Source organism: Streptomyces sp. NPDC047043 (assembly GCF_040644055.1).
GTDB lineage: Bacteria > Actinomycetota > Actinomycetes > Streptomycetales > Streptomycetaceae > Streptomyces.
Map to the genome: position 1 here is coordinate 1 of NZ_JBEYVO010000044.1, position 18548 is coordinate 18548.

The window sequence follows — 18548 nt, forward strand, 5'->3', positions numbered from 1 at the left end:
GGCAAGACCCTGGTCGAGCTGTTCGGTCTGGCCCGCGAGCTCAACATCGACGCCGAGGGCATCGACATGGGCCCGTCCCCCACGGACGCCGCCCTCGCCGCCGACCTCGTGCTGCCGATCGAGGACCTCGACCTCACCGTCCGCTCCTACAACTGCCTCAAGCGTGAGGGCGTCCACTCCGTGGGTGAACTCGTCGCGCGCTCCGAGGCCGACCTGCTGGACATCCGCAACTTCGGTGCGAAGTCCATCGATGAGGTCAAGGAAAAGCTGGCCGGCATGGGCCTGGCCCTGAAGGACAGCCCGCCCGGATTCAACCCGCCCGCCGCCGCCGAAACCTTCGGCACGAACAACGACGCGGACGCGGGCTTCATGGAGACCGAGCAATACTGATCGCCGCCGCCACGCTGTTCCCTGCCCGGTCGACGACATAGACCGGGCGGAGACAGCTGGCGACAAAGCGCCGGCCGATCGCACCTCAGTCGGGACCGCTCCAGTCGAAGGGGCAGTACCAACTGGACTTGCCACTGCGGCTCCAGCTGAGCCGAAGGCGTCGGCCCGGTCGGTGATGGCCCGGCCCCAGGTGGCAATCTGTCCCGGGCCGATCTCGGCACCGGGGGCGTTGTGGAGCTGGACCCGCGCCCCCTCCGGCGCGGTGGGACCGGTGAGGGCCTCGGCACGGGCGGTCGCCCGGCCGGGGACTTCGGCGCGCCACGCCCCGGGTCCTCGTCGACCTCGCCGGTGCTCGGAGCGGTGTCCATGCCGCGCATCTCGGGTCGGAAGTCCTCGACGAACTGCTGCGGCCGGCCACCGGCCTGCCCACCGAAGAGCGCGCCGAGCGCGGCGCGCTGCTGCTCGTCGCGGAAGACGGCGGCACACGGGTCGGTGTGCTCGCATCCACGAACGGGGCACCGCTCCGCTGCCGTGCGGGCCGCGCCCCGTCTCCCGGTCCTGCGCTTTTGAAGCCTTCGATTCTGTGCTCTGCTGGAGATGTCTTCGGAGTGCTCGCCGCAGCCACCCACCGCGGCGGCGGGCTTCCTTGGGAGGCATGTCATGCCGTATCTCCGGCTGGCCCCGCCGGAGCCCACCCGGCCGGGGGTCCTGCTGCCGAGGCGTGATCTGGCCCTCGGCTGGTCCCTGCTGACCCTGATCGCCGCTCTGGCATGGGTGCTCACGGCCGCGCAGGCGCGCGACATGGGGATGGAGCCGGGCACCATGGGCCTGGCGCTTCCGCTCTTCCTCCTGCTGTGGGTGGTCATGATGGCGGCGATGATGCTGCCGTCACTGGCACCCGTGGCTCTGACCTGGGTGCAGGCGATCAACCGCAGCACCGCGGGCCGCGTCCGTGCGCTGCGCCTGACGGAGTTCGTCGGCGGTTACCTGCTGGCCTGGGCCGGGTTCGGGCTGATCGTGTACGGGGCCCTGGCGGCGACCGGACACTTGGTCGACGATCACCCCGAGGCGGGCCGATGGATCGGAGCGGGCGCCTTCCTGCTCGCGGGAGTTCAGCAGTTCGGGCCGCTGAAGCGGGTCTGCCTGCGGCACTGCCGCAGCCCGATGTTCCAGCTGCTGCGATACGCGCGGTTCCGGCCGTGGGCGAAGGATCTGCGGGTGGGCGCGCACCACGGGCTGTACTGCGTCGGCTGCTGCTGGGGGCTGATGATCGTCCTGATCCCGCTCGGCGTGATGAACGTGGCGGCGATGGCGGGACTGGCCGCGGTGATCTTCCTGGAGAAGCTGTGGCGGGGCGGTCCCTGGCTCAGCTGGGCGGTGGGTGTCGCCTTCCTCGTGCTGGCCGTGCTGGCCCCGTTCCAGGACTGGCTGCTGCCGGGCCTGCAGATGTCGGATCCGTCGATGGACCAGATGCTGGGCGCGCTGCCCTGACCACGCGCCCGGTCGGCGCACCCTGAGGGTGCTTCGCGGCGGCACACCCGAGGCATTCCTCACACAAACGAACCTTCCATGACCTCAGCCGACACCCGAAGCACCGCACGAAGGGGTGGGTCCATGGGCTGATCCCCGACCAGGCCGACGCCACGATCCCGGACGAGGGCATCACCTGGAACGACACGACCTGGCTCACCATCGCCTTCCTGTTGCCGGCCGCGACCCTGCTCGTACGGTTCCGTCGCACCGGCGGCCTGGCCATGCTGCGGATGATGGGCGGGACACCCGACGGCACTGAACACGAGCACGCCCGCTGCAGAACGGTCATCACCGCTGAAACGTCACCGCGCGCGCCGGCGCGCGGCCCCTCGGCCATCTGCTGCGCACCGGGTGGTGGCTTCGGCCGGGAGCGCGGAAGGTGAAGGCATGACGATCGACGTTACGGCCGAGCGCGTCGTCCGGCTGCCGCCCGAGCGGGTGGCCGCGTACGCGATGGACTGGCGGCATGACGCCCGGGGGCACCTCCCATGCCCGTTCAGGGCTATGGGGGAGGACCCAGGGCATCCGTACGGCGGAGCTGACCCGGGAGGCGGAGGGCGGGGGCTTCGGCGTCGGGGCCGAGGTCACCCGCACGGCGTACTTCCTGGGGCGGCGCATCGACTACGTGCTGCAGGTGGCCGCGTACGACCCGCCCCGGTTGCTGGACATGATCTCGGTGGCGGGCCCTATGCCCATGCATGTCACGTACACCTTCGACCGCCACCCGGACGGCACCCTCGCCCGGATCCGCGTCCGGGGCGGCGACGGCGGCTTCTACCGGCTGGCGGCACCCCTGCTCGCCCGCCAGGTGCGGGGCAACCTCGTCAAGGACCTGCGCGATCTGGAAGCACGACTCGTGGAAGGAGGGTGAGACGCGATGGCGTACGACGAAGGGCTGGCCGAGCGGATCCGCGAGCGGCTGGGCGCGGATCCGGCGATCGCGGAGAAGCGGATGTTCGGCGGGATCGCGTTCCTGCTGCACGGCAACATGGCCGTGGGCGTCACCGGAGACGACCTCATGGTGCGGGTCGGGTCGGAGGCGACGGACGCGGCGCTCGCCCGGCCGGGGGCGCGGATCTTCGACATGACCGGCCGCCCGATGCGCGGCTGGATCGTGGTCGACGGCGCCGCGGTCGCGGAGGACGAGACGCTCGACGCCTGGATCGCCGAGGGGCGGGCCTTCGCGGCGGGTCTGCCGCCCAAGTGAGGCGGCGAACCGGAGGGCACGCGTGTGACGCAGCGCACATCGGATCGCCGATGACTTCGGACGACGCCGTCGGTCCTACAGCGGACGACACCGGCACAGACGGGAGACCACCGCCATGACTGCCCCAGTGAAAGGCCCCGCGAGCTACTTCCCTTCCATCGAAAAGAAGTACGGCCGCCCGATCGCCGAATGGCAGGACCTCATCCGCTCCTCGCCGCTGACCAAACACATGGAGCTCGTGAACTGGCTGAAGTCCGAACACGGACTGGGCCACGGCCACGCCAACGCCCTCGTCGCCCACACGCTCGCGGAGCGCACCGGCGACACCCCCGACCGAAACTGACCCCTGGCCCGTTCAGGAAGGATTGCAATGGCCTCGCGACTCAACCCGTACATCAGCTTCGCCGGCGACGCCCGCCAGGCGATGGAGTTCTACAAGGAAGTCTTCGGCGGCACGCTCGCACTCAACACCTATGGCGAATACGGCAAGCCGGACTCCCCGGAAGCGGACAAGATCATGCACGCCATGCTGGAGACCCCCAGCGGCTTCACGCTGATGGGCGCCGACTCCCCGCCCGGCATGGAACACACCCCCGGCAGCAACTTCTCCGTGAGCCTGAGCGGCGACGACGAGGCCGAGCTGCGCGGCTACTGGGAGAAGCTGTCCGCCGGCGGCACGGTGTCCGTACCCATGGAGAAGCAGATGTGGGGCGACGTCTTCGGCATGTGTACGGACCGGTTCGGCATCCCGTGGATGGTCGACATCATCGAATCGCAGAGCTGAGGGATGACCGCGCCGCCCTGGCCGCTCACCGGTCAGGAGTGGCGACGGCTGTCTTCGATGAAGCCGGTCACGCGGCGCGCGTAGGCGTCCGGGTGGGTGACATGGGGGATGTGGCCGGCTCCCTCGAAGGTGTACGTCTGCGCCTGCGGCAGCGCCCCGGACAGCCGGGCGGTGATCGTGGCGAACCACGGCGGGCTCTTGGTGCCCTTGGTCAGCAGGGCGGGTCCGGTGTAGCCCGAGAGGCTGTCGAGGTCGAGGTTGGGCCACTCCGGGTCGGCCTGCTCGTCCAGGAAGGTGGGGGCGTTGGTGAGGAACGTCTGGCGCAGCTGTTCCGGCAGCTGGTCCCAGGCCCCGGGGCCGAAGGCGACCTCCTCCACGAACTGCCGCGCTCCGGCGAGGGTCTCGTCGGCCCGCAGGTGGCCGAGGACGGAGTCGATCTTCGTTGCGGTGTCCGCCATCAGCGGCCGCAGTGCGGGGTCGTCGGCCACGATGCCCATCAGCGGAGGCTCGTGGGCGACAAGACCCCGGAAGAGTTCGGGGCGCCGGGCGGCCAGGCCGAGGACGGTCGAGGCGCCGAAGGAGTTGCCCGCGACGAAGGCCGGCGCGAGCCCCAGGGTTTCCATGAGCGCCGCCAGGTCCTCCTCGTCCTCGTATCGCGCCCCTTGCCCCGGCGGACGCTCGCTCTGGCTGTGCCCGCGCCGGTCGTAGACCAGCACCCGGAACCTCGCCGTGAGGGCGTCGAGGACCGGGGCCCAGTTGTGGTGGTCGCCCCAGGACCCGTGCACCAGGACCAGCGGATCGCCGTCCCCGGCCACCTCGTAGAAGAGCTCGACGCCGTTCACTTCGGCCCGTGGCATGCCCGGTCTCCTTACATGCTGTCGGCGGCTGCTGCGGCCCATTCAGCCACCGCACGGCCGGAGCGCACGACCGCTGCGGCCCTGCCGGACGGAAACGTCACGCGTCCGGCGCACCGGTTCGGCTCGCGGGCTTCCCTCCGCGACGGTGCGCCGTCCCCCCGAGCACCTTCTGGCCCTGCTCAACCGGGGCCGATGTTCTTGTTGTGGTGGAAGGCGTTGTCGGGGTCGTACTTGGCCTTGACCTCGGCGAGTCGCCGGTAGGTGCGATCGCCGTAGGCTTCGCGGACGCGGCCGGTGTCGTCGTCGGAGTCGAGGAAGTTGACGTAGACGCCGGTGGCGCGGTGCGGTTGGAGGGCCTGGAGGAATCGCCGCGCCCAGGCGGTCTCGGCGGCGGCGTGCTTGCCGGACTCGGCAGGGAGCCACACGCCGTCGATGATGATGTTGTGGGCCACCTCGCGACCGGCGTAGGCGGTGGCGTCCTGGGGGACGCGGGCGACGGCGCCGCCCATGTGGAACATCGCCGAGTACGACCGCGGCGAGCGGGCCGCGTAGGCGTGGTCGGTGATGACGGCGATGGTGTCGTCGGAGAGGCCGGCGAGGTTGGTGGACTTCCAGTAGTAGTGCCACCCGTGCAGGACGGTGTCGTCGGTGGCGGCCTGGAAGGCGGCGTACCGGGTGGGTGCGAGCAGGTCCACGAGCGGCGTGCCGAACCGCCGCAGGGCCCGCACCGCCCGCTCGCCGTCGTCGACGGCGCCGGCGTAGCAGCAGATGACGGCGACGGCAGGCCGCCAGTGCAGCTCCGCGGGGATGGCCGGCAGTGGGGGGACGGTGCCGAGCCGGACGACGGTGCCGAGCTCGTCGGGTGCCTCGGCGGCGAAGTCCCGGTAGAAGCGCAGCACTTCGGTGGTGTCGTCGGCGGCCCAGAAGATGGGACCGGCCAGCACGGTCGGGCCGACGGGATGCAGAGCGAAGCGGAACGAGCTGACGACGCCGAAGTTGCCGCCGCCGCCTCGCAGTGCCCAGAACAGATCGGGGTGTTCGTCGGCGGACGCCCGGACGACGTCGCCCTCGGCGGTCACCACCTCGGCGGCCAGGAGGTTGTCGACGGTGAGCCCATGGGCGCGCATGAGGAAGCCGATGCCGCCGCCGAGGGTGAGCCCGGCGACGCCGGTGTGGCTCACGATGCCGCCGGTGGTGGCCAGCGCGTGGGCCTGCGTGGTGTGGTCGACGTCGCCCCACAGCGCACCACCCTGCACCCGGGCGGTGCGGCCTGCGGGGTCGACCCGCACGGCCCGCATCGCCGAAAGGTCGATCACGATCCCGTCCTCGCACACCGCGGTGCCGGCCACGTTGTGACCCCCGCCCCGTACGGCGATCTCCAGGTCGTGGTCGCGGGCGAAGCGCACGGCCGCGGCCACGTCGGCGCTCCCGCCGCATCGGGCGATCAGCCGGGGGCGCCGGTCGACGGCGCCGTTCCACACCGCTCGGGCGGTGTCGTAGTCGGCGTGGTCAGCGGTGATCAGCCGGCCCCGGAACCCGTTGATCTTCATGGCGATCGCCTCCTCGCTCGCCATCCATCGCATCACCGGGGCCCGTGGCCGTGAAGTCAAGAATCTGGACCACGGCACCGCGGGCAGCGGTGGGAGACTGGTGTCGTGCGGAGCTATGGCCAGTACTGCCCCATCGCCCGCGGCGCCGAGATCTTCGCCGAGCGCTGGACGCCGCTGATCATCCGCAACCTGTATCTGGGCTGCGGAAGCTTCGGTGAGATCCTCCAGGGCGCGCCCGGGCTCTCCCGCACCCTGCTCTCCGGGCGGCTCAAACAGCTCGAACGGCTCGGCATCGTCGAGTCGGCACCCAAGCCCGACGGACGCGGACGCCATTACGAGCTCACACCCGCCGGTCACGACCTCTTCAAGGTCTGTGTGTCGCTCGGCGAGTGGGGTGCCGCCTGGCTCGAGATCGCCCCCGAGCACCTCGATCCCTTTGTGGCGCTCTGGTCGATGTGCAACATGCTCCGCCGGGACCGGCTCCCGGAGCAACGCGTCGTGATCCGCTTCGATTTCACCGGCCGACCGCGCCCCGAGCGGTACTGGCTGCTGATCGAGCACGGAGAGACCGAGATCTGCAGGACGTACCCCGGCCTCGACGAGGACCTCTACATCACGGCGGAGGCCGAAGCCTTCGTCAAATGGCACGCCGGCCGGCAGACCTGGGCCGCCGCCGTCCGCGACCGCCGCATCCAGCTCCACGGCCCCTCGTGGCTGGTCCGGGCGTTTCCCACCTGGAACGCCCGCAGCGCCTTCGCCCACATCAAGCCGGTCTCCGGAACTGCGGCGAACTCGGCAGCCTGACCTCTTCGACGCGGCTCCGGCGGGCCGAGATCGTCACCGGCTGCGGTCTCGAACGCTGAAGCGCCCACCGGTGGACGCCCGGCCACCGCCGTGTGCGAATCTGGCATCTGGTGCAGGCAGACCGGGGACGAGAGGGTGAGGACGGATGCGGGAGGCGTACCACAAGGATCTGGAGGCGATCAGCGAGGCCCTGGTGGACATGGCCGCCCTGGTCGGTTCGGCCATGGGCCGCGCGACCAGCGCCCTGCTGGACGCCGACCTTCCGCTCGCGGAGAGCGTGATCTCCATCGAGGAGCGGGTCGAGGAAATGCAGCGGGATCTGGAGAGCCAGGCGATCGCCGTGCTGGCTCGCCAGCAGCCGGTCGCCACCGAGCTGCGGGTGGTGGTCACCTCCCTGCGGATGAGTGCGGAGCTCGAGCGCTGCGGGGTGCTGGCCCAGCATGTGGCCGGTGTGGCCCGGCGGCGGCATCCCCAGCACGCCGTGCCACGGGATCTGCGCCGCACGATCCTGGAGATGGGCCAGCTCGCCCAGCGGCTGATGGCGCAGGCGGCCGAGGTGCTCATCACCCACGACATCGACGCCGCGCTGCAGTTGGAGAGCGACGACGACCGGATGGACGAGCTGCACCGCATGATCTTCCAGCATCTGTTGGACGACCGCTGGCATCACGGGGTGGAGACGGCCGTCGACGTCACCCTGGTCGGCCGCTACTACGAACGCTTCGCCGACCACGCCGTGTCCATCGCCCGCCGAGTCGTCTTCCTGGTCACCGGCGAACATGCGGACGACCTGGTCACCGACCCGCCCGCCACCGCGTGATCCGACCCGCCGCACACCACCTCCGCGGGCGTGACCGAGTGCCACCCGGGCATCCCGGGCTGTCATGCCCGCGCGGTTATGCTGACGATGTGAGTGCCCTCGAAGACCCGGGGTGGGACGACCTCGGCACACCTCACCTGGACGAGGCGACGGCGGCAAGACTCGTCGAGAACCTGTCGTCGACTGCAGATCCCCGTGACATCAGGGCACTGGCAGCCAAGCGGGACGCGCTTCTGACCGCGGTCGTCGCGGCGACGCACGGCCATGGCGCCTCCCACTAGTTGCTCCGGGGGCAGCGTTCGGGCGCTGCTCAGCCCCAGGCCGTCACCGGCACGAACGAACCGTCCTGGCGGGAATGTCACTGGCCACGAGTACCTCCTGCCTGACCTGCACAACAGCCTGGTCGGACAGCACCTGTCGCACATTTCATGCACATTTTCGGCAGTCGATTGCGACGCGCTGTCTACGTGCAGGACGGCTTTGGAGATCATGACTTCCCCCTTCCCTTCTGTTCAGTGGCAGTCACTGCTGAGCCCCGCTTGCGTGTGCGACGCCCCCTTCCCTCTGTCTCATTTACTCTTCGCGCGATCCGCTCCGAACGAGGAACCAACGCCTCCGCAGGCAACCTGGGAGGCGCCGGGAACCCAAACAACTCCTCGAAGGACGCCGGGGCGTTCTCCCAGTCCACCTCCAGAGCGAAGCCGTACGTGTCCAGAGTCTCCGCGAGCGTGCCGTGCCTCATCCGAGCCTGGACACTCCGGGGCGGCACCCCAGCAGCGATCAGAACGGCGTCCATGAAATCCCTCAGGTCCCGGAACGTAGCCGAGGAAGGGATCTTCACCCCGTTGGCGCGAGCTTGCCTCTTCGCTCGATTGAACGCCTCAGACAGCGTGTTCCTGCGCAGCGGCGTCCCGCGCCGGGTCACAGTGACGAGTTGGTCGTACTCCTCAGGACGCGGAGTCCAACCGCTCCTTCTGCGATGGCGCAGCGCACTGTCAGAGGGTGGCGCGGTCCGACGCGCCATGTGCGCCGCGTACTTCTCCATGAGGAACGCCCCGGCAGGGACTACCGCGTAACTGTGCGCCGTCTTGAGTGGAGCCGGCTCACCACGCTGGCGCTGCTCCACCACCTCCTGCTTTCCGAGGCTGCTCTTCATGTCTGTTGTGCGTACCGCACAGGCTTCCATGCTGCGCAGCCCTTGGAGGGCCCCGTACCAGATAAGCATTTCGAAAGCTGGGTCGATGTGCTCGGCCAAAGCAACCACGTGCTCCCAGCTCAGCCTTGCCTTCTGCCTTTGCCCTGAAGGCAACTTGATCCCGATCACCTGATTTCCTGGCATCACGTGGCCGAAGTCCGGATCGTCAAGTGCCGCAGAAAGCAGAGAAGACAGTGCCTTCTTCACCTGCAACCGATAGGCGTCGGGCATCCCGTCCGCTCGCAGTGTCGCGAAGAACTTCTTATACTCGGGCCGTCGGACCTCGGCGATCGGTCGTTCACCCAAACGCGGTACGACGTGTAAGCGCAGGCGGTAGCCGTACCCCTCCATCGTGTTCCTTCGCGCCTCGTGCTCAGCGAGGAAAATCTCGACGTACTCAGCGATCGTCGGCACCATACATGCTCTTTTTTGCCTGCGATGCAGGAGCGGGTCGCGTCCCTCCTCAACGGCCGCTCGCTGACTGCGCTGGTAAGCGATGGCAGCCGTCTTCCTGTTCTTCGGAAAGTTCTTGGACCGCTGCCTACCGTCCTTGTCGCGCCAGCGAGCCTGCCAGCGGCTTTCGATCCCATGTTCAGCACTTGGAACCAAGCCGGGGTGTTCGGCGCACTCCCGTTCACCTTCGTCCGGACGAGCCTTGTGCCAACGGTCGTACACCTCCTCCTTGGCCAATTCCTATACCTCCTTATTCTCAGCTCGCCCTACCTCAAGCAGTGCGCGGCGAGCAGTCGATCAGCTCCGCCACGTCCGACTCCCGATAACGCAGCGCCCTGTTGCCCATGCGATACGGCTGAGGACCGCGGTGCTCCACATCCCAGGTGCTGGCCCAGTTGTAGAGCGTCTTGCGTTTCACACGGAGGCGGTCCGCCGTCTCCTGTGCTGTCAGCCAACGCTCGGTTCGCGGAGACTTCGTCATCGGAGGCTTCCAATCCCCGCCCGACAGGCAGCTGTCAGAGCGCTCACGGCATGCGCGAGAGGGAAGTTGGGTGTATCGCTCGCTCCGGAGCCGGGATCCGGCGCCGTGGTCAGTCGCTCATTCACGCCGCCTCCCGCAGCAAGGCATGACGGCGTGGACGGTTGACCAAACGAGGCCGCGGTAGCCGCAGCGCGGCCCCGGGGGACGCACTACAAACGGTGCAGGCCACGGAGCCAAGCAGGCCGATGAAGTGGCTCCCCAATCGGTCACCGTCCGTGATGAAGCCGAAGAGACCACACGATGCCAGCAGTAGGTTCCCCGGCAGATTCGATGCCTCGTCCGCGTACAACGGGTCGACGGGAGCAATGTCGGCGTCGTAGGAGTCCGAGGCGACCGCGACAAGTCCGGGTCGAGGCTGAATCGGACCGGAGTGAGTCGGCGCGCGAGAGTCCGACTTGCCGAGGAGTCGCAACACCGACTGGCATACGAACCACGAAGCGTTCTGGGTGGTGCGGGTGGTGGTGTCAGACGCACTCACGCTGGCTGCCGCGGTCCGACCAAGTCGGCTTACGGTCCCGGCGGCCTCGACCAGAGCGGGCAGCAGTCCGTCCATGGTTCGCTCGTCCACACCGCTCCCGCGAAGTGTGGGGTCAGGATGGCTCGCCCGCTGAGCGACCGACCATACGGAGCTCGTACATCGTCGGGTGCGGCAAGTGACTTGCAGGCGGTCCGGCGCCATGTCCACTCTCCCGGTCGCGGTGATGTTGTGAGAGGTGCGCTGTCACCGCAAAAGACCGGGAACCAGGGCGGTTTTGGACACGGCATCACGAGATCCGCGCCACGGTCTCCCTCAAGTCGATCACATTGGGCTGCTGGATCCCTCCAGCAGCTGATTCCCAACCGAGAGGCTTCACAGCTGAGGTTGCCTAAATAGGCCTTACGGCGGACCTAAACCCGCAGGTCAATAGCTTATGAGCCACGACCAAGTCGCTACTAAACTAGAAGCTAAAGCCGCATAGGGTAGATGTTTTCAAGCCTCCCTTGGCAGCCATTTAAAGCCCTGCGGAGGAATTAGCGGCATCCCGTTGTCCTTTTCTTGTCGGCTACCTGGATTCCTTGAGGCGTCTTTACTTCCGCCTCCTGAAGGAGTCGCCGACATGTCGGACAGGCATCACGACCACGACGCCCCTACCGCCCGCGAAGCGTTGCCCCTGGACACCGCGCGAGAGTGCTTCACCCTCTTGGTCACAGGCCCGCAGCCGCTGAGCGTGGACTGCCGGCGGTACGCGGGGCTGCCCAACCGGCACATCCCGCTGGACGAGCTGCGGGATCGAATGCTGCGGCGCCGCTGCCCCCGTAAAACGCGGGACGAGGTGTGGGCACATCTCGTAGAGCAGTCTCGCGCGCACGGTGCGACGTGGACGCTGGCCTGCGCTGGGATGGCCCTGCCTGCGTTGTCATCAGTGACTCGCTGGCTGGCAGCCCGCTTCCCCGGCGACACTTTCGACCTCCAGGCGGAAGTACTCTCCGGATTCCTCGGAGCGCTGACCACCATCGACCTCGACCGGCCGCGCATCCTGGTCCGGCTGCGCTGGGCTGCATACCGCGCCGGGTTCGCCGCCTTGTCCGAGGCCCTGGACGCGCCCATGCCCGTGAACGGCGAGTTCCGATCGACGCCACCGAGGCCGCCGTGGGGTCACCCGGACCTCGTGCTGGCGCGGGCGGTCCGTGAATCGGTCCTGAATCGGACTGAGGCAGACCTCATCGGTACGACCCGACTGGAGGAGACCCGCGTCCCGGACTGGGCCGACCGCCACGGGATGACCGCCGCCGCGGCCTACAAGGCGCGTCGGCGTGCCGAGCGACGTCTCGTGAACTTCCTGCATGATCAGGCTTCAACGACGGACCCGGACGATCCTGTCGCGTCGCACGTCGCCCACGAACTGAGTCACCCGACCAGGCTCTCCCGGCCCAACCGTCGGTCACCACGCGTCACCGCCGCGGACCGATGCCCTCCACGCCCGTCGGATCGGGAGTTCAGTGAGGCATTGTCCAAACCCGTATCGGAATCCGGCCTTCTTGGGAGCGGGGGATCCGAACTCACCCTCGTGTCCCGTGTCTCTTCGGAGGTGCCCCGATGCGTCTGATCCCCCGCCAACGCTCCCGTAGTCACACCGCTGCCGACGACCGCAGGCACCTTTCTCGCGCTGACTGGCTGTGCCGGACGTTGATATTGGCCGGTCTGACCACGCTGGTGCTCGCTGTCGTCATCACCTCGGCGCACGCCACCGAGACGGCTCAAGTTCTCGGCTTGGCGAACTCGGTCAACGATGTGCTGAACAACATCCGCAACTGGATCATGGGCATTCTGGCTGGTCTCGCCACCGTGTTCCTGTCCGTCGGCGGCGTCCGCTACATCCTGGCCGGAGGCGACCCCGGCGAGGTGGAGAAGGCCAAGACGGCCTTCAAGAGCGCCGGTTGGGGCTATGCACTCGCCGCCCTGGCTCCACTCGTGGTCGAGATCCTCAAAGGGATCGTGGGGACCTGATGTTCTCGCTCCCAGCTCCGGAGGCTGTGTCCCGACCGCTTTCCGTAACGGCAATACGACGCCAGGCCGATGCAGGGAACGCGGGAACATCGAGCTCGCCTCGTACCAACTCCTCAGGACGAAGGCTCCGTTGGCGCCGTACCTTCCTGATCTGCTTCGTCCTCCTCACCGTTCTGACATCGGTGTTCTCCGCCTACGCCGATCCAAGTCCGACACCGGGACCAGCACCAACCGCAACCTCGACCGCCGATCCCGCGCCGACGCCATCAGCGCCCGTGCCGTCCTGCTCGGGACCCGACTGCATCCCTCAGCCCAGCCTCACGGCCTCCCCAATCCCGACCGCGGGAACCATTCCCCCGGCCGAGGTCCCCGACGGCGACGGTACGGGCGGTGTGGCCGGATGGATCGCCAAGGGCATCAGCAGCGCGATCACTGGATTCTTCAAATCGGTGATCAAGTTCGCGCTCAATCCGCTGTTGGAACTGATCAGCAACACCTTGCTGACCACGCCGAACCCCACATCCATGCCGCGCGTCGGCGCGCTGTGGACCAACTCTTGGCAGATCGCCCTCGCTGGCTACGTCCTGCTGGTCACGATCGCCGGAGTGGTGGTGATGAGCCACGAGAGTGTACAAACCCGCTATTCGATCAAGGAGATCGGGCCGCGGATCCCACTGGGTTTCCTCGCCGCCGGACTGTCGTTGTTCCTTGCGGGCAAGGCCGTCGATCTTGCCAACGCGCTTTCCCGTACCGCCACCGGCACGGGCGTCGACGCCGATACCGCCGGCCCCGCACTGCGCGACTTCGTACTGAGCTCCTTCCAGTCCGACAGCGGAAACCTCTTCGGGGTCCTGATGTGGGTAGTCGTCATCGTCGTCCTGGTCGCCGTACTTATGACCTTCGTAGTCCGGGTGGCGCTGACCGTGATTCTGGTCGTCGCCGCCCCGCTGGCCCTGATCTGCCACGCCCTGCCGCAGACCGACGGCATCGCGCGGTGGTGGTGGAAGGCTTTCGGTGGAGTTCTGGTCATCCAGGTCGCGCAATCCCTCGCCCTCATCACGGGCGTCCGGGTGTTCCTCACCCCCGGTGGGTTCGGCCCGACCGGGCTGTTCGGACTCACCAACAACGGACTGGTCAACGTGCTCATCACGTTGGCGTTGATGTACATCGTCTTCAAGATCCCGTTCTGGATCCTGGGATCGATCCGCTTCAGCCACGGCCGCTCGTTCGTCGGCAGCACGGTTCGCGCTTACGCCATGTACAAGACCCTCGGATTCCTTCGAGGCGGGCACGGGGTGGGGAGCGCTTCGCGCGTCGGCGGGCGCCGCACGCCACCGCCCTCTCCGGGCCCGGGCGGAGCGACATGGTCGCCGCACCCCAACGGCTCTGGACCATCGCCGGGCAACCCAGCCCGCCGCACAAGTGCCAGCCCCTCTCCCACAACAGCGGGCCAGCCCAACAGCACCCGACGGCAACCACCCGGGCAGCCACAGTTCCTCTCGCCCATTCCCGAGCCGACCCAGGCGAGCCGTCCGCCCATCCCGGCAGCCGGCCCCCCGCCGATGCCGGAGTTCCGGGCCCCCAGCGCCCCCGGCGCTGACGCTCCCTCACCACCACCGCCTCGATCACGAACACGGCCACCCCATCCTCCCGGCCAGCCGGTGTTCCGCCCATCGATCTCCCCCCGGACTCCCCGGCCCTCAGGACGGCCTCCAGCTCCGAGCCAGCCGCGCTTTCAAGAACCCACTCCCCAGCCCCGGACCCCACCGCGTCGTGCCGCCACTCCCCCAGCGCCTGCCGTATTCCGCCCACCAGTACCCGAGCCCGTCCCGGTACGACCGCGTCGCAGTGGTAGCGCCCCGCCCCCGTCCGTCTTCCGCTCACCGCCACCCAGGAACGCTCTTCCCAAGAATCGAGCCAGCGGCACCTATCCAGGAGGTGAAGCGTCATGACGCAGACCGTGCGCATTCCCGCCGACATCGACCGCGAGGACACCGTTCTGGCCGGCCTGACCGCCCACCAGCTGATGATCCTGGCCGTCACCGGCCTCGTGCTGTACGGAGGTTGGTCTGTAAGCCGTGCCTTCGTGCCGCTACCGGTCTTCCTGATCCCCGCTGTCCCCCTCTCGGCCACAGGAGTCCTTGTCGCCTTGGGCCGACGCGACGGGTTGCCTCTGGACCGCCTGATGCTCGCCGCCCTTCGCCAACGCATGGCTCCTCGCTATCAGGTGACCGCCCCGGAGGGCATCCACTCCGCCCCGGCCTGGCTGTATGAGCGGGCGGCCATGGACAACGAGCAACAGGCCGTCACTGTCGCCCCCGCCGCATTGCGATTGCCGGCCGAGGGCGTCACGGCGGCGGGTGTGATCGACCTGGGCGCGGACGGGGTGGCGGCGGTGGCGATATGCAGCACCGTCAACTTCGCGCTGCGCACTCCCGTCGAACAGGATGCCTTGGTCACCGCATTCGGCCGGTATCTGCACTCGCTCACCGCTCCTGTTCAGATCCTCGTCCGTGCCGAACGCCTGGATCTGTCTTCACAGATCTCCGAATTGCACGAGCGTGCCCCTTCCCTGCCGCACCCCGCCCTGGAAGCCGCGGCCCGCGAACACGCCGACTACCTGCATCACCTGGGCCGAACCACTGATCTGCTCCGGCGCCAGGTCCTGCTCGTCCTGCGCGAGCCCCTCGGCGCGACTGCCCCGGTAGACGGGCTCGGCGGAGCCTCACCGCTGGCCGCGCTCACCCGGCGTAAACTCGTCCACCAGCCGGCTCCGGCCAGCGACGTGACACGGCGTGCTGCTGAGGCCCGGCTGGCGCGTCGGCTTGGCGAGGCAGGCGAACTCCTGGGGCCCATTGGCGTCATCGTGACCCCCCTGGATCCAGGGCGGGCCACCGCCGTCCTGGCCTCCGCCTGCAACCCCGACTGCATGGTGCCGCCGTCCTCCGCACTCGCCGGGGCCGACGATGTCATCACCACGGCGACTGTCGGCGAGGAGGACGTAGAGGGTTCATCGCACGCTCGCTTCGAAGGTCGGGGCTCGGCGTGAAGCGACCAGGGATACCTCTGCGGCCTCAGGCACGAGCAGGAGCAGGAGCAGCCGCGGGTGATGCCGGAGCATTCACCCCGGACGCGCTGGCAATCGCCCCCCGCCATCTGGAGGTCGGCGACGAGTGGGTGGCCTCCTTCGCCGTAACCGGCTATCCCCGCGAGGTGTACCCGGGCTGGCTCCAGCCCCTGGTGACCTACCCCGGGCGGGTGGACATCAGCCTGCACGTCGAGCCGATCGATCCTGTTACTGCAGCCAGTCGGCTCAAGCGTCAGCTGGCCAAGATGGAGTCCGGCCGTCGTTACACGCAGGAGCACGGCCGGCTCCTGGACCCTCAGGTCGAGGCGGCGACCGAAGACGCCTACGATCTCTCCGCCCGCGTCGCCCGGGGCGAGGGCAAGCTTTTCCGACTCGGCCTGTACCTGACCGTCCACGCCGCCAGCCACGACACCCTGATCGACGAGGTGGCCGCGGTACGCTCGCTGGCTGCCAGCCTGTTGCTGGACGCCAAACCAACCACGTACCGCAGTCTCCAGGGTTGGGTGACCTGCCTGCCGATGGGCCTGGACCTGGTGAAGATGCGTCGCACCTTCGACACCGCGGCGCTCTCGGCAGCGTTCCCCTTCACCAGCCCCGACCTGCCCCCGCCCGACCCCACCTCGGTCACCGCGCCCTCGGGTGTGCTGTACGGCTACAACATCGGCTCGCAAGGGCTGGTGCACTGGGACCGCTTCGCCCTGGACAACCACAACAGCGTGATCCTCGGGCGGTCCGGCGCGGGCAAGAGCTACCTGGTCAAACTGGAGTTGCTGCGCTCGCTCTATCGCGGGATCGAGGTCCACGTCATCGACCCCGAGGACGAGTACGCCCGCCTCGCCCAGGCTGTGGGCGGCACGTACATCCATCTCGGAGCCGACGACGTTCGGGTCAACCCCTTCGACCTGCCCGTCCACACCGGCTCCGACGGACGCCGCACCGCGCCCAAAGATGCCCTGATGCGCCGTGCGCTGTTCCTGCACACGGTCCTGGCTGTACTGCTCGGCGACGAACTGGCGCCCAGCGAGCGAGCCGTCTTCGACCGGGCGATTGCCGCGACTTATCAACGAGTGGGGATCACAGCGGATGCCCGAACCTGGACGCGCCCCGCACCGTTGCTGGCCGATCTCGTCGCGACGCTCCGCCAATCCAAGGACGGTACGGCCAACGAGCTTGCCGCCCGACTCCACCCGTTCACCGAAGGCGCGTTCTCCGGCCTATTCGCCGGACCCACCACCACCCGGCCGGACGGCCACCTCGTGGTGTTCTCGCTGCGCGACCTGGCCGACGAACTCAAGCCTGTCGGAACGCTGTTGACCCTGGACACGGTCTGGCGCCGGGTGTCCAACCCAGCGGTGCGCCGACCACGCCTGGTGACGGTCGACGAAGCATGGCTGTTGATGAAGGAGCCGGCCGGGGCAGAGTTCCTGTTCCGGATGGCCAAGGCTTCCCGCAAGCGATGGGCCGGCCTGACCGTCGCCTCGCAGGACAGCGGTGACGTCCTCGGCTCCGACCTCGGCAAGGCGGTCGTGGCGAACGCCGCCACTCAGATCCTGTTGCGTCAGGCCCCGCAGGCCATCGACGAGATCACTCGCGCGTTTGATCTGTCCGAGGGTGAGCGGCAGTTCCTGCTGTCGGCCGACCGTGGCCAAGGGCTGTTGTCCACCGGGACGCACCGGGTCGCCTTCCACGCCGTCGCCTCGCCCACCGAGCACTACCTGATCACCACCGATCCGGCCGAACTCGCCACGTACGCCGAGGACGACACCTCCATGACGGTCGACGGGTCCTACGTGGACCTGGAAGCCGCACGCTCTGCCGCAGAGGCCTTTGAAGGCGACAGCAGCGGCCACATCGACCTCGCTCCCTGACCGCGCCGTTACCCGCGGCGGCGAGCTTCGCGCAGTCACCCGAAGCCCTTGACCTGGGCACTCTCACATCTTCTCCGCGAGGGGAGTCTTCATGCCCCTGCCCGCAGCGATGCCCTCTCCCGCATCGCCCCGCCCCATACAATTACTGACCCAGAACCGTGAGATGCGCGCGATCGGCGCATGGAACTGGACGCTGCCCGCATGGGCGGGCCGGCTTCCGGACGGGCAGACCTACAACACCTGCCCGTCCGCCGGCGTCTGCCGCCGCGTCTGTTACGCCCGCCACGGCACCTACCTCTGGCCCGTCGTCCGCGCGAAGCACCAGGCCAACCTTCAGTTCGTGCTCGACGACCTGCTTGGTTGGCAGCGAGCCATGATCGCGGAACTCGGTGCACGAAGGTTCCGTGGTACGTGGGTACGCATCCACGACAGCGGTGACTTCTTCTCCGACGAGTACCTGCTCGCCTGGCTGCACATCATCCGCGCGCGCTCTGAGACGCACTTCTACGCGTACACCAAGGAGGTCGCAAGGTTCCGCGCCTTGGTCGAGCCCGACCCGCCGTCCAACTTCCTCTGGGTCTACAGCCTCGGTGGTGTCCAGGACTCTGCCCTGGATTTCTCTGTCGACCGAGTGGCGGACGTCTTCCGTGATGAAGCGGCGATCACCGCAGCCGGATGGCACTCACAGGCAGCCAACGACCTCCTCGCCGTGCTCGGCCCCCACCTGGTCGGGATCCCGGCCAACCGCATCCCTCACTTCCTCAGGCTTCTGGGAGATCGCACCTTCGGCTCCTGGCAGGCCGAGGTCAACGCGGAGCGCGAGACCGCCCGCCGTAGACGCCTCGATCGCCAACAGGCGACCGACCCGGCGCCAATGCCCCACAGCACCTATACGGATCCTCAACACGGGCGCACCGCCTGACAGTTCGCCACGCGATCCGCGGTGTCTCGTTACCTATCCGGAGGCTCT

At 68.4% G+C, this 18548-nt stretch carries 18 protein-coding genes and 3 pseudogenes; 16 read left to right on the forward strand and 5 right to left on the reverse strand.

What is annotated here, in order from left to right; translation table 11 throughout:
* Nucleotides 1-390: DNA-directed RNA polymerase subunit alpha C-terminal domain-containing protein (locus ABZ880_RS46955; RefSeq protein ID WP_361277171.1), on the forward strand; the 390-nt coding region annotated here is incomplete at its 5' end.
* Between the two features lie 85 nt (nucleotides 391-475).
* Here the strand turns inward: ABZ880_RS46955 and ABZ880_RS46960 are convergent.
* Nucleotides 476-887 (reverse strand): annotated as a pseudogene (locus tag ABZ880_RS46960) (DUF1326 domain-containing protein); the annotation flags it as partial.
* A 163-nt stretch (nucleotides 888-1050) separates the two neighbouring features.
* Here ABZ880_RS46960 and ABZ880_RS46965 point away from each other — a divergent pair.
* The 6 genes and pseudogenes from ABZ880_RS46965 (at nucleotide 1051) to ABZ880_RS46990 (ending at nucleotide 3914) form a co-directional block, all read left to right on the forward strand.
* The gene (locus ABZ880_RS46965) at nucleotides 1051-1881 is read left to right on the forward strand and encodes a DUF2182 domain-containing protein (protein ID WP_361277172.1); all 831 of its coding nucleotides are present in this window, start codon (nucleotides 1051-1053) and stop codon (nucleotides 1879-1881) included.
* 125 nt (nucleotides 1882-2006) lie between these two features.
* Nucleotides 2007-2306, forward strand: a pseudogene (locus ABZ880_RS46970) (hypothetical protein); the annotation flags it as partial.
* 4 nt (nucleotides 2307-2310) lie between these two features.
* Nucleotides 2311-2794: pseudogene (locus ABZ880_RS46975) on the forward strand (SRPBCC family protein).
* A gap of 6 nt (nucleotides 2795-2800) precedes the next feature.
* The gene (locus tag ABZ880_RS46980; protein ID WP_361277173.1) at nucleotides 2801-3130 is read left to right on the forward strand and encodes a TfoX/Sxy family protein; all 330 of its coding nucleotides are present in this window, start codon (nucleotides 2801-2803) and stop codon (nucleotides 3128-3130) included.
* 115 nt (nucleotides 3131-3245) lie between these two features.
* A complete protein-coding gene (locus tag ABZ880_RS46985; protein ID WP_361277174.1) occupies nucleotides 3246-3473 on the forward strand; it encodes a DUF4287 domain-containing protein in 228 nt (75 codons plus the stop codon).
* A 27-nt stretch (nucleotides 3474-3500) separates the two neighbouring features.
* Nucleotides 3501-3914 (forward strand): VOC family protein, encoded by a 414-nt coding sequence (locus ABZ880_RS46990; RefSeq protein WP_361277175.1) that lies wholly within the window; start codon nucleotides 3501-3503, stop codon nucleotides 3912-3914.
* A gap of 32 nt (nucleotides 3915-3946) precedes the next feature.
* Here ABZ880_RS46990 and ABZ880_RS46995 read toward each other — a convergent pair whose 3' ends face one another.
* The gene (locus ABZ880_RS46995) at nucleotides 3947-4771 is read right to left on the reverse strand and encodes an alpha/beta hydrolase (protein WP_361277176.1); all 825 of its coding nucleotides are present in this window, start codon (nucleotides 4769-4771) and stop codon (nucleotides 3947-3949) included.
* 179 nt (nucleotides 4772-4950) lie between these two features.
* Nucleotides 4951-6321 (reverse strand): FAD-binding oxidoreductase, encoded by a 1371-nt coding sequence (locus tag ABZ880_RS47000; protein ID WP_361277177.1) that lies wholly within the window; start codon nucleotides 6319-6321, stop codon nucleotides 4951-4953.
* A gap of 105 nt (nucleotides 6322-6426) precedes the next feature.
* Here ABZ880_RS47000 and ABZ880_RS47005 point away from each other — a divergent pair, with 105 nt between their 5' ends.
* The 3 genes from ABZ880_RS47005 to ABZ880_RS47015 all read left to right on the forward strand — a co-directional run bounded on the left by ABZ880_RS47005 (nucleotide 6427) and on the right by ABZ880_RS47015 (nucleotide 8226).
* The gene (locus ABZ880_RS47005) at nucleotides 6427-7125 is read left to right on the forward strand and encodes a helix-turn-helix domain-containing protein (protein WP_361277178.1); all 699 of its coding nucleotides are present in this window, start codon (nucleotides 6427-6429) and stop codon (nucleotides 7123-7125) included.
* Nucleotides 7126-7270: 145 nt separating this feature from the next.
* Entirely contained in the window at nucleotides 7271-7945 is a 675-nt protein-coding gene (gene phoU / locus ABZ880_RS47010; RefSeq protein WP_361277179.1) for a phosphate signaling complex protein PhoU, read from the forward strand.
* Between the two features lie 89 nt (nucleotides 7946-8034).
* The gene (locus ABZ880_RS47015; RefSeq protein ID WP_361277180.1) at nucleotides 8035-8226 is read left to right on the forward strand and encodes a hypothetical protein; all 192 of its coding nucleotides are present in this window, start codon (nucleotides 8035-8037) and stop codon (nucleotides 8224-8226) included.
* Nucleotides 8227-8432: 206 nt separating this feature from the next.
* Here the strand turns inward: ABZ880_RS47015 and ABZ880_RS47020 are convergent, their stop codons facing one another.
* Complete coding sequence (locus ABZ880_RS47020) at nucleotides 8433-9557, reverse strand: tyrosine-type recombinase/integrase (protein WP_361277181.1); 1125 nt, start codon at nucleotides 9555-9557, stop codon at nucleotides 8433-8435.
* A gap of 307 nt (nucleotides 9558-9864) precedes the next feature.
* Complete coding sequence (locus ABZ880_RS47025) at nucleotides 9865-10074, reverse strand: helix-turn-helix domain-containing protein (protein ID WP_361277182.1); 210 nt, start codon at nucleotides 10072-10074, stop codon at nucleotides 9865-9867.
* Between the two features lie 1157 nt (nucleotides 10075-11231).
* Here ABZ880_RS47025 and ABZ880_RS47030 point away from each other — a divergent pair.
* From ABZ880_RS47030 to ABZ880_RS47055, 6 genes are all read left to right on the forward strand, one after another.
* Complete coding sequence (locus tag ABZ880_RS47030; RefSeq protein WP_361277183.1) at nucleotides 11232-12221, forward strand: hypothetical protein; 990 nt, start codon at nucleotides 11232-11234, stop codon at nucleotides 12219-12221.
* Complete coding sequence (locus ABZ880_RS47035; protein ID WP_361277184.1) at nucleotides 12212-12622, forward strand: pilin; 411 nt, start codon at nucleotides 12212-12214, stop codon at nucleotides 12620-12622. The genes ABZ880_RS47030 and ABZ880_RS47035 overlap by 10 nt, the downstream gene beginning before the upstream one ends.
* Before the next feature lie 392 nt (nucleotides 12623-13014).
* Nucleotides 13015-14574, forward strand: a complete 1560-nt coding sequence (locus tag ABZ880_RS47040; protein WP_361277185.1) for a hypothetical protein — start codon at nucleotides 13015-13017, stop codon at nucleotides 14572-14574.
* The gene (locus ABZ880_RS47045; protein ID WP_361277186.1) at nucleotides 14571-15671 is read left to right on the forward strand and encodes a PrgI family protein; all 1101 of its coding nucleotides are present in this window, start codon (nucleotides 14571-14573) and stop codon (nucleotides 15669-15671) included. Before ABZ880_RS47040 ends, ABZ880_RS47045 begins: the two co-directional genes overlap by 4 nt.
* Nucleotides 15668-17578, forward strand: a complete 1911-nt coding sequence (locus ABZ880_RS47050; RefSeq protein WP_361277187.1) for a DUF87 domain-containing protein — start codon at nucleotides 15668-15670, stop codon at nucleotides 17576-17578. The genes ABZ880_RS47045 and ABZ880_RS47050 overlap by 4 nt, the downstream gene beginning before the upstream one ends.
* A gap of 91 nt (nucleotides 17579-17669) precedes the next feature.
* Complete coding sequence (locus ABZ880_RS47055) at nucleotides 17670-18500, forward strand: hypothetical protein (RefSeq protein ID WP_361277188.1); 831 nt, start codon at nucleotides 17670-17672, stop codon at nucleotides 18498-18500.
* Nucleotides 18501-18548 lie beyond the last annotated feature (48 nt).

Coding starts and splice junctions, on each gene's coding strand:
- ABZ880_RS47020 (WP_361277181.1), bottom strand. CDS start 9,557: ATGGTGCCGACGATCGCTGAGTACGTCGAGATTTTCCTCGCTGAGCAC.
- ABZ880_RS47035 (WP_361277184.1), top strand. CDS start 12,212: ATGCGTCTGATCCCCCGCCAACGCTCCCGTAGTCACACCGCTGCCGAC.
- ABZ880_RS46995 (WP_361277176.1), bottom strand. CDS start 4,771: ATGCCACGGGCCGAAGTGAACGGCGTCGAGCTCTTCTACGAGGTGGCC.
- ABZ880_RS46985 (WP_361277174.1), top strand. CDS start 3,246: ATGACTGCCCCAGTGAAAGGCCCCGCGAGCTACTTCCCTTCCATCGAA.
- phoU (WP_361277179.1), top strand. CDS start 7,271: ATGCGGGAGGCGTACCACAAGGATCTGGAGGCGATCAGCGAGGCCCTG.
- ABZ880_RS47000 (WP_361277177.1), bottom strand. CDS start 6,321: ATGAAGATCAACGGGTTCCGGGGCCGGCTGATCACCGCTGACCACGCC.
- ABZ880_RS46990 (WP_361277175.1), top strand. CDS start 3,501: ATGGCCTCGCGACTCAACCCGTACATCAGCTTCGCCGGCGACGCCCGC.
- ABZ880_RS47055 (WP_361277188.1), top strand. CDS start 17,670: ATGCCCCTGCCCGCAGCGATGCCCTCTCCCGCATCGCCCCGCCCCATA.
- ABZ880_RS47025 (WP_361277182.1), bottom strand. CDS start 10,074: ATGACGAAGTCTCCGCGAACCGAGCGTTGGCTGACAGCACAGGAGACG.
- ABZ880_RS47030 (WP_361277183.1), top strand. CDS start 11,232: ATGTCGGACAGGCATCACGACCACGACGCCCCTACCGCCCGCGAAGCG.
- ABZ880_RS46980 (WP_361277173.1), top strand. CDS start 2,801: ATGGCGTACGACGAAGGGCTGGCCGAGCGGATCCGCGAGCGGCTGGGC.
- ABZ880_RS46965 (WP_361277172.1), top strand. CDS start 1,051: ATGCCGTATCTCCGGCTGGCCCCGCCGGAGCCCACCCGGCCGGGGGTC.
- ABZ880_RS47045 (WP_361277186.1), top strand. CDS start 14,571: ATGACGCAGACCGTGCGCATTCCCGCCGACATCGACCGCGAGGACACC.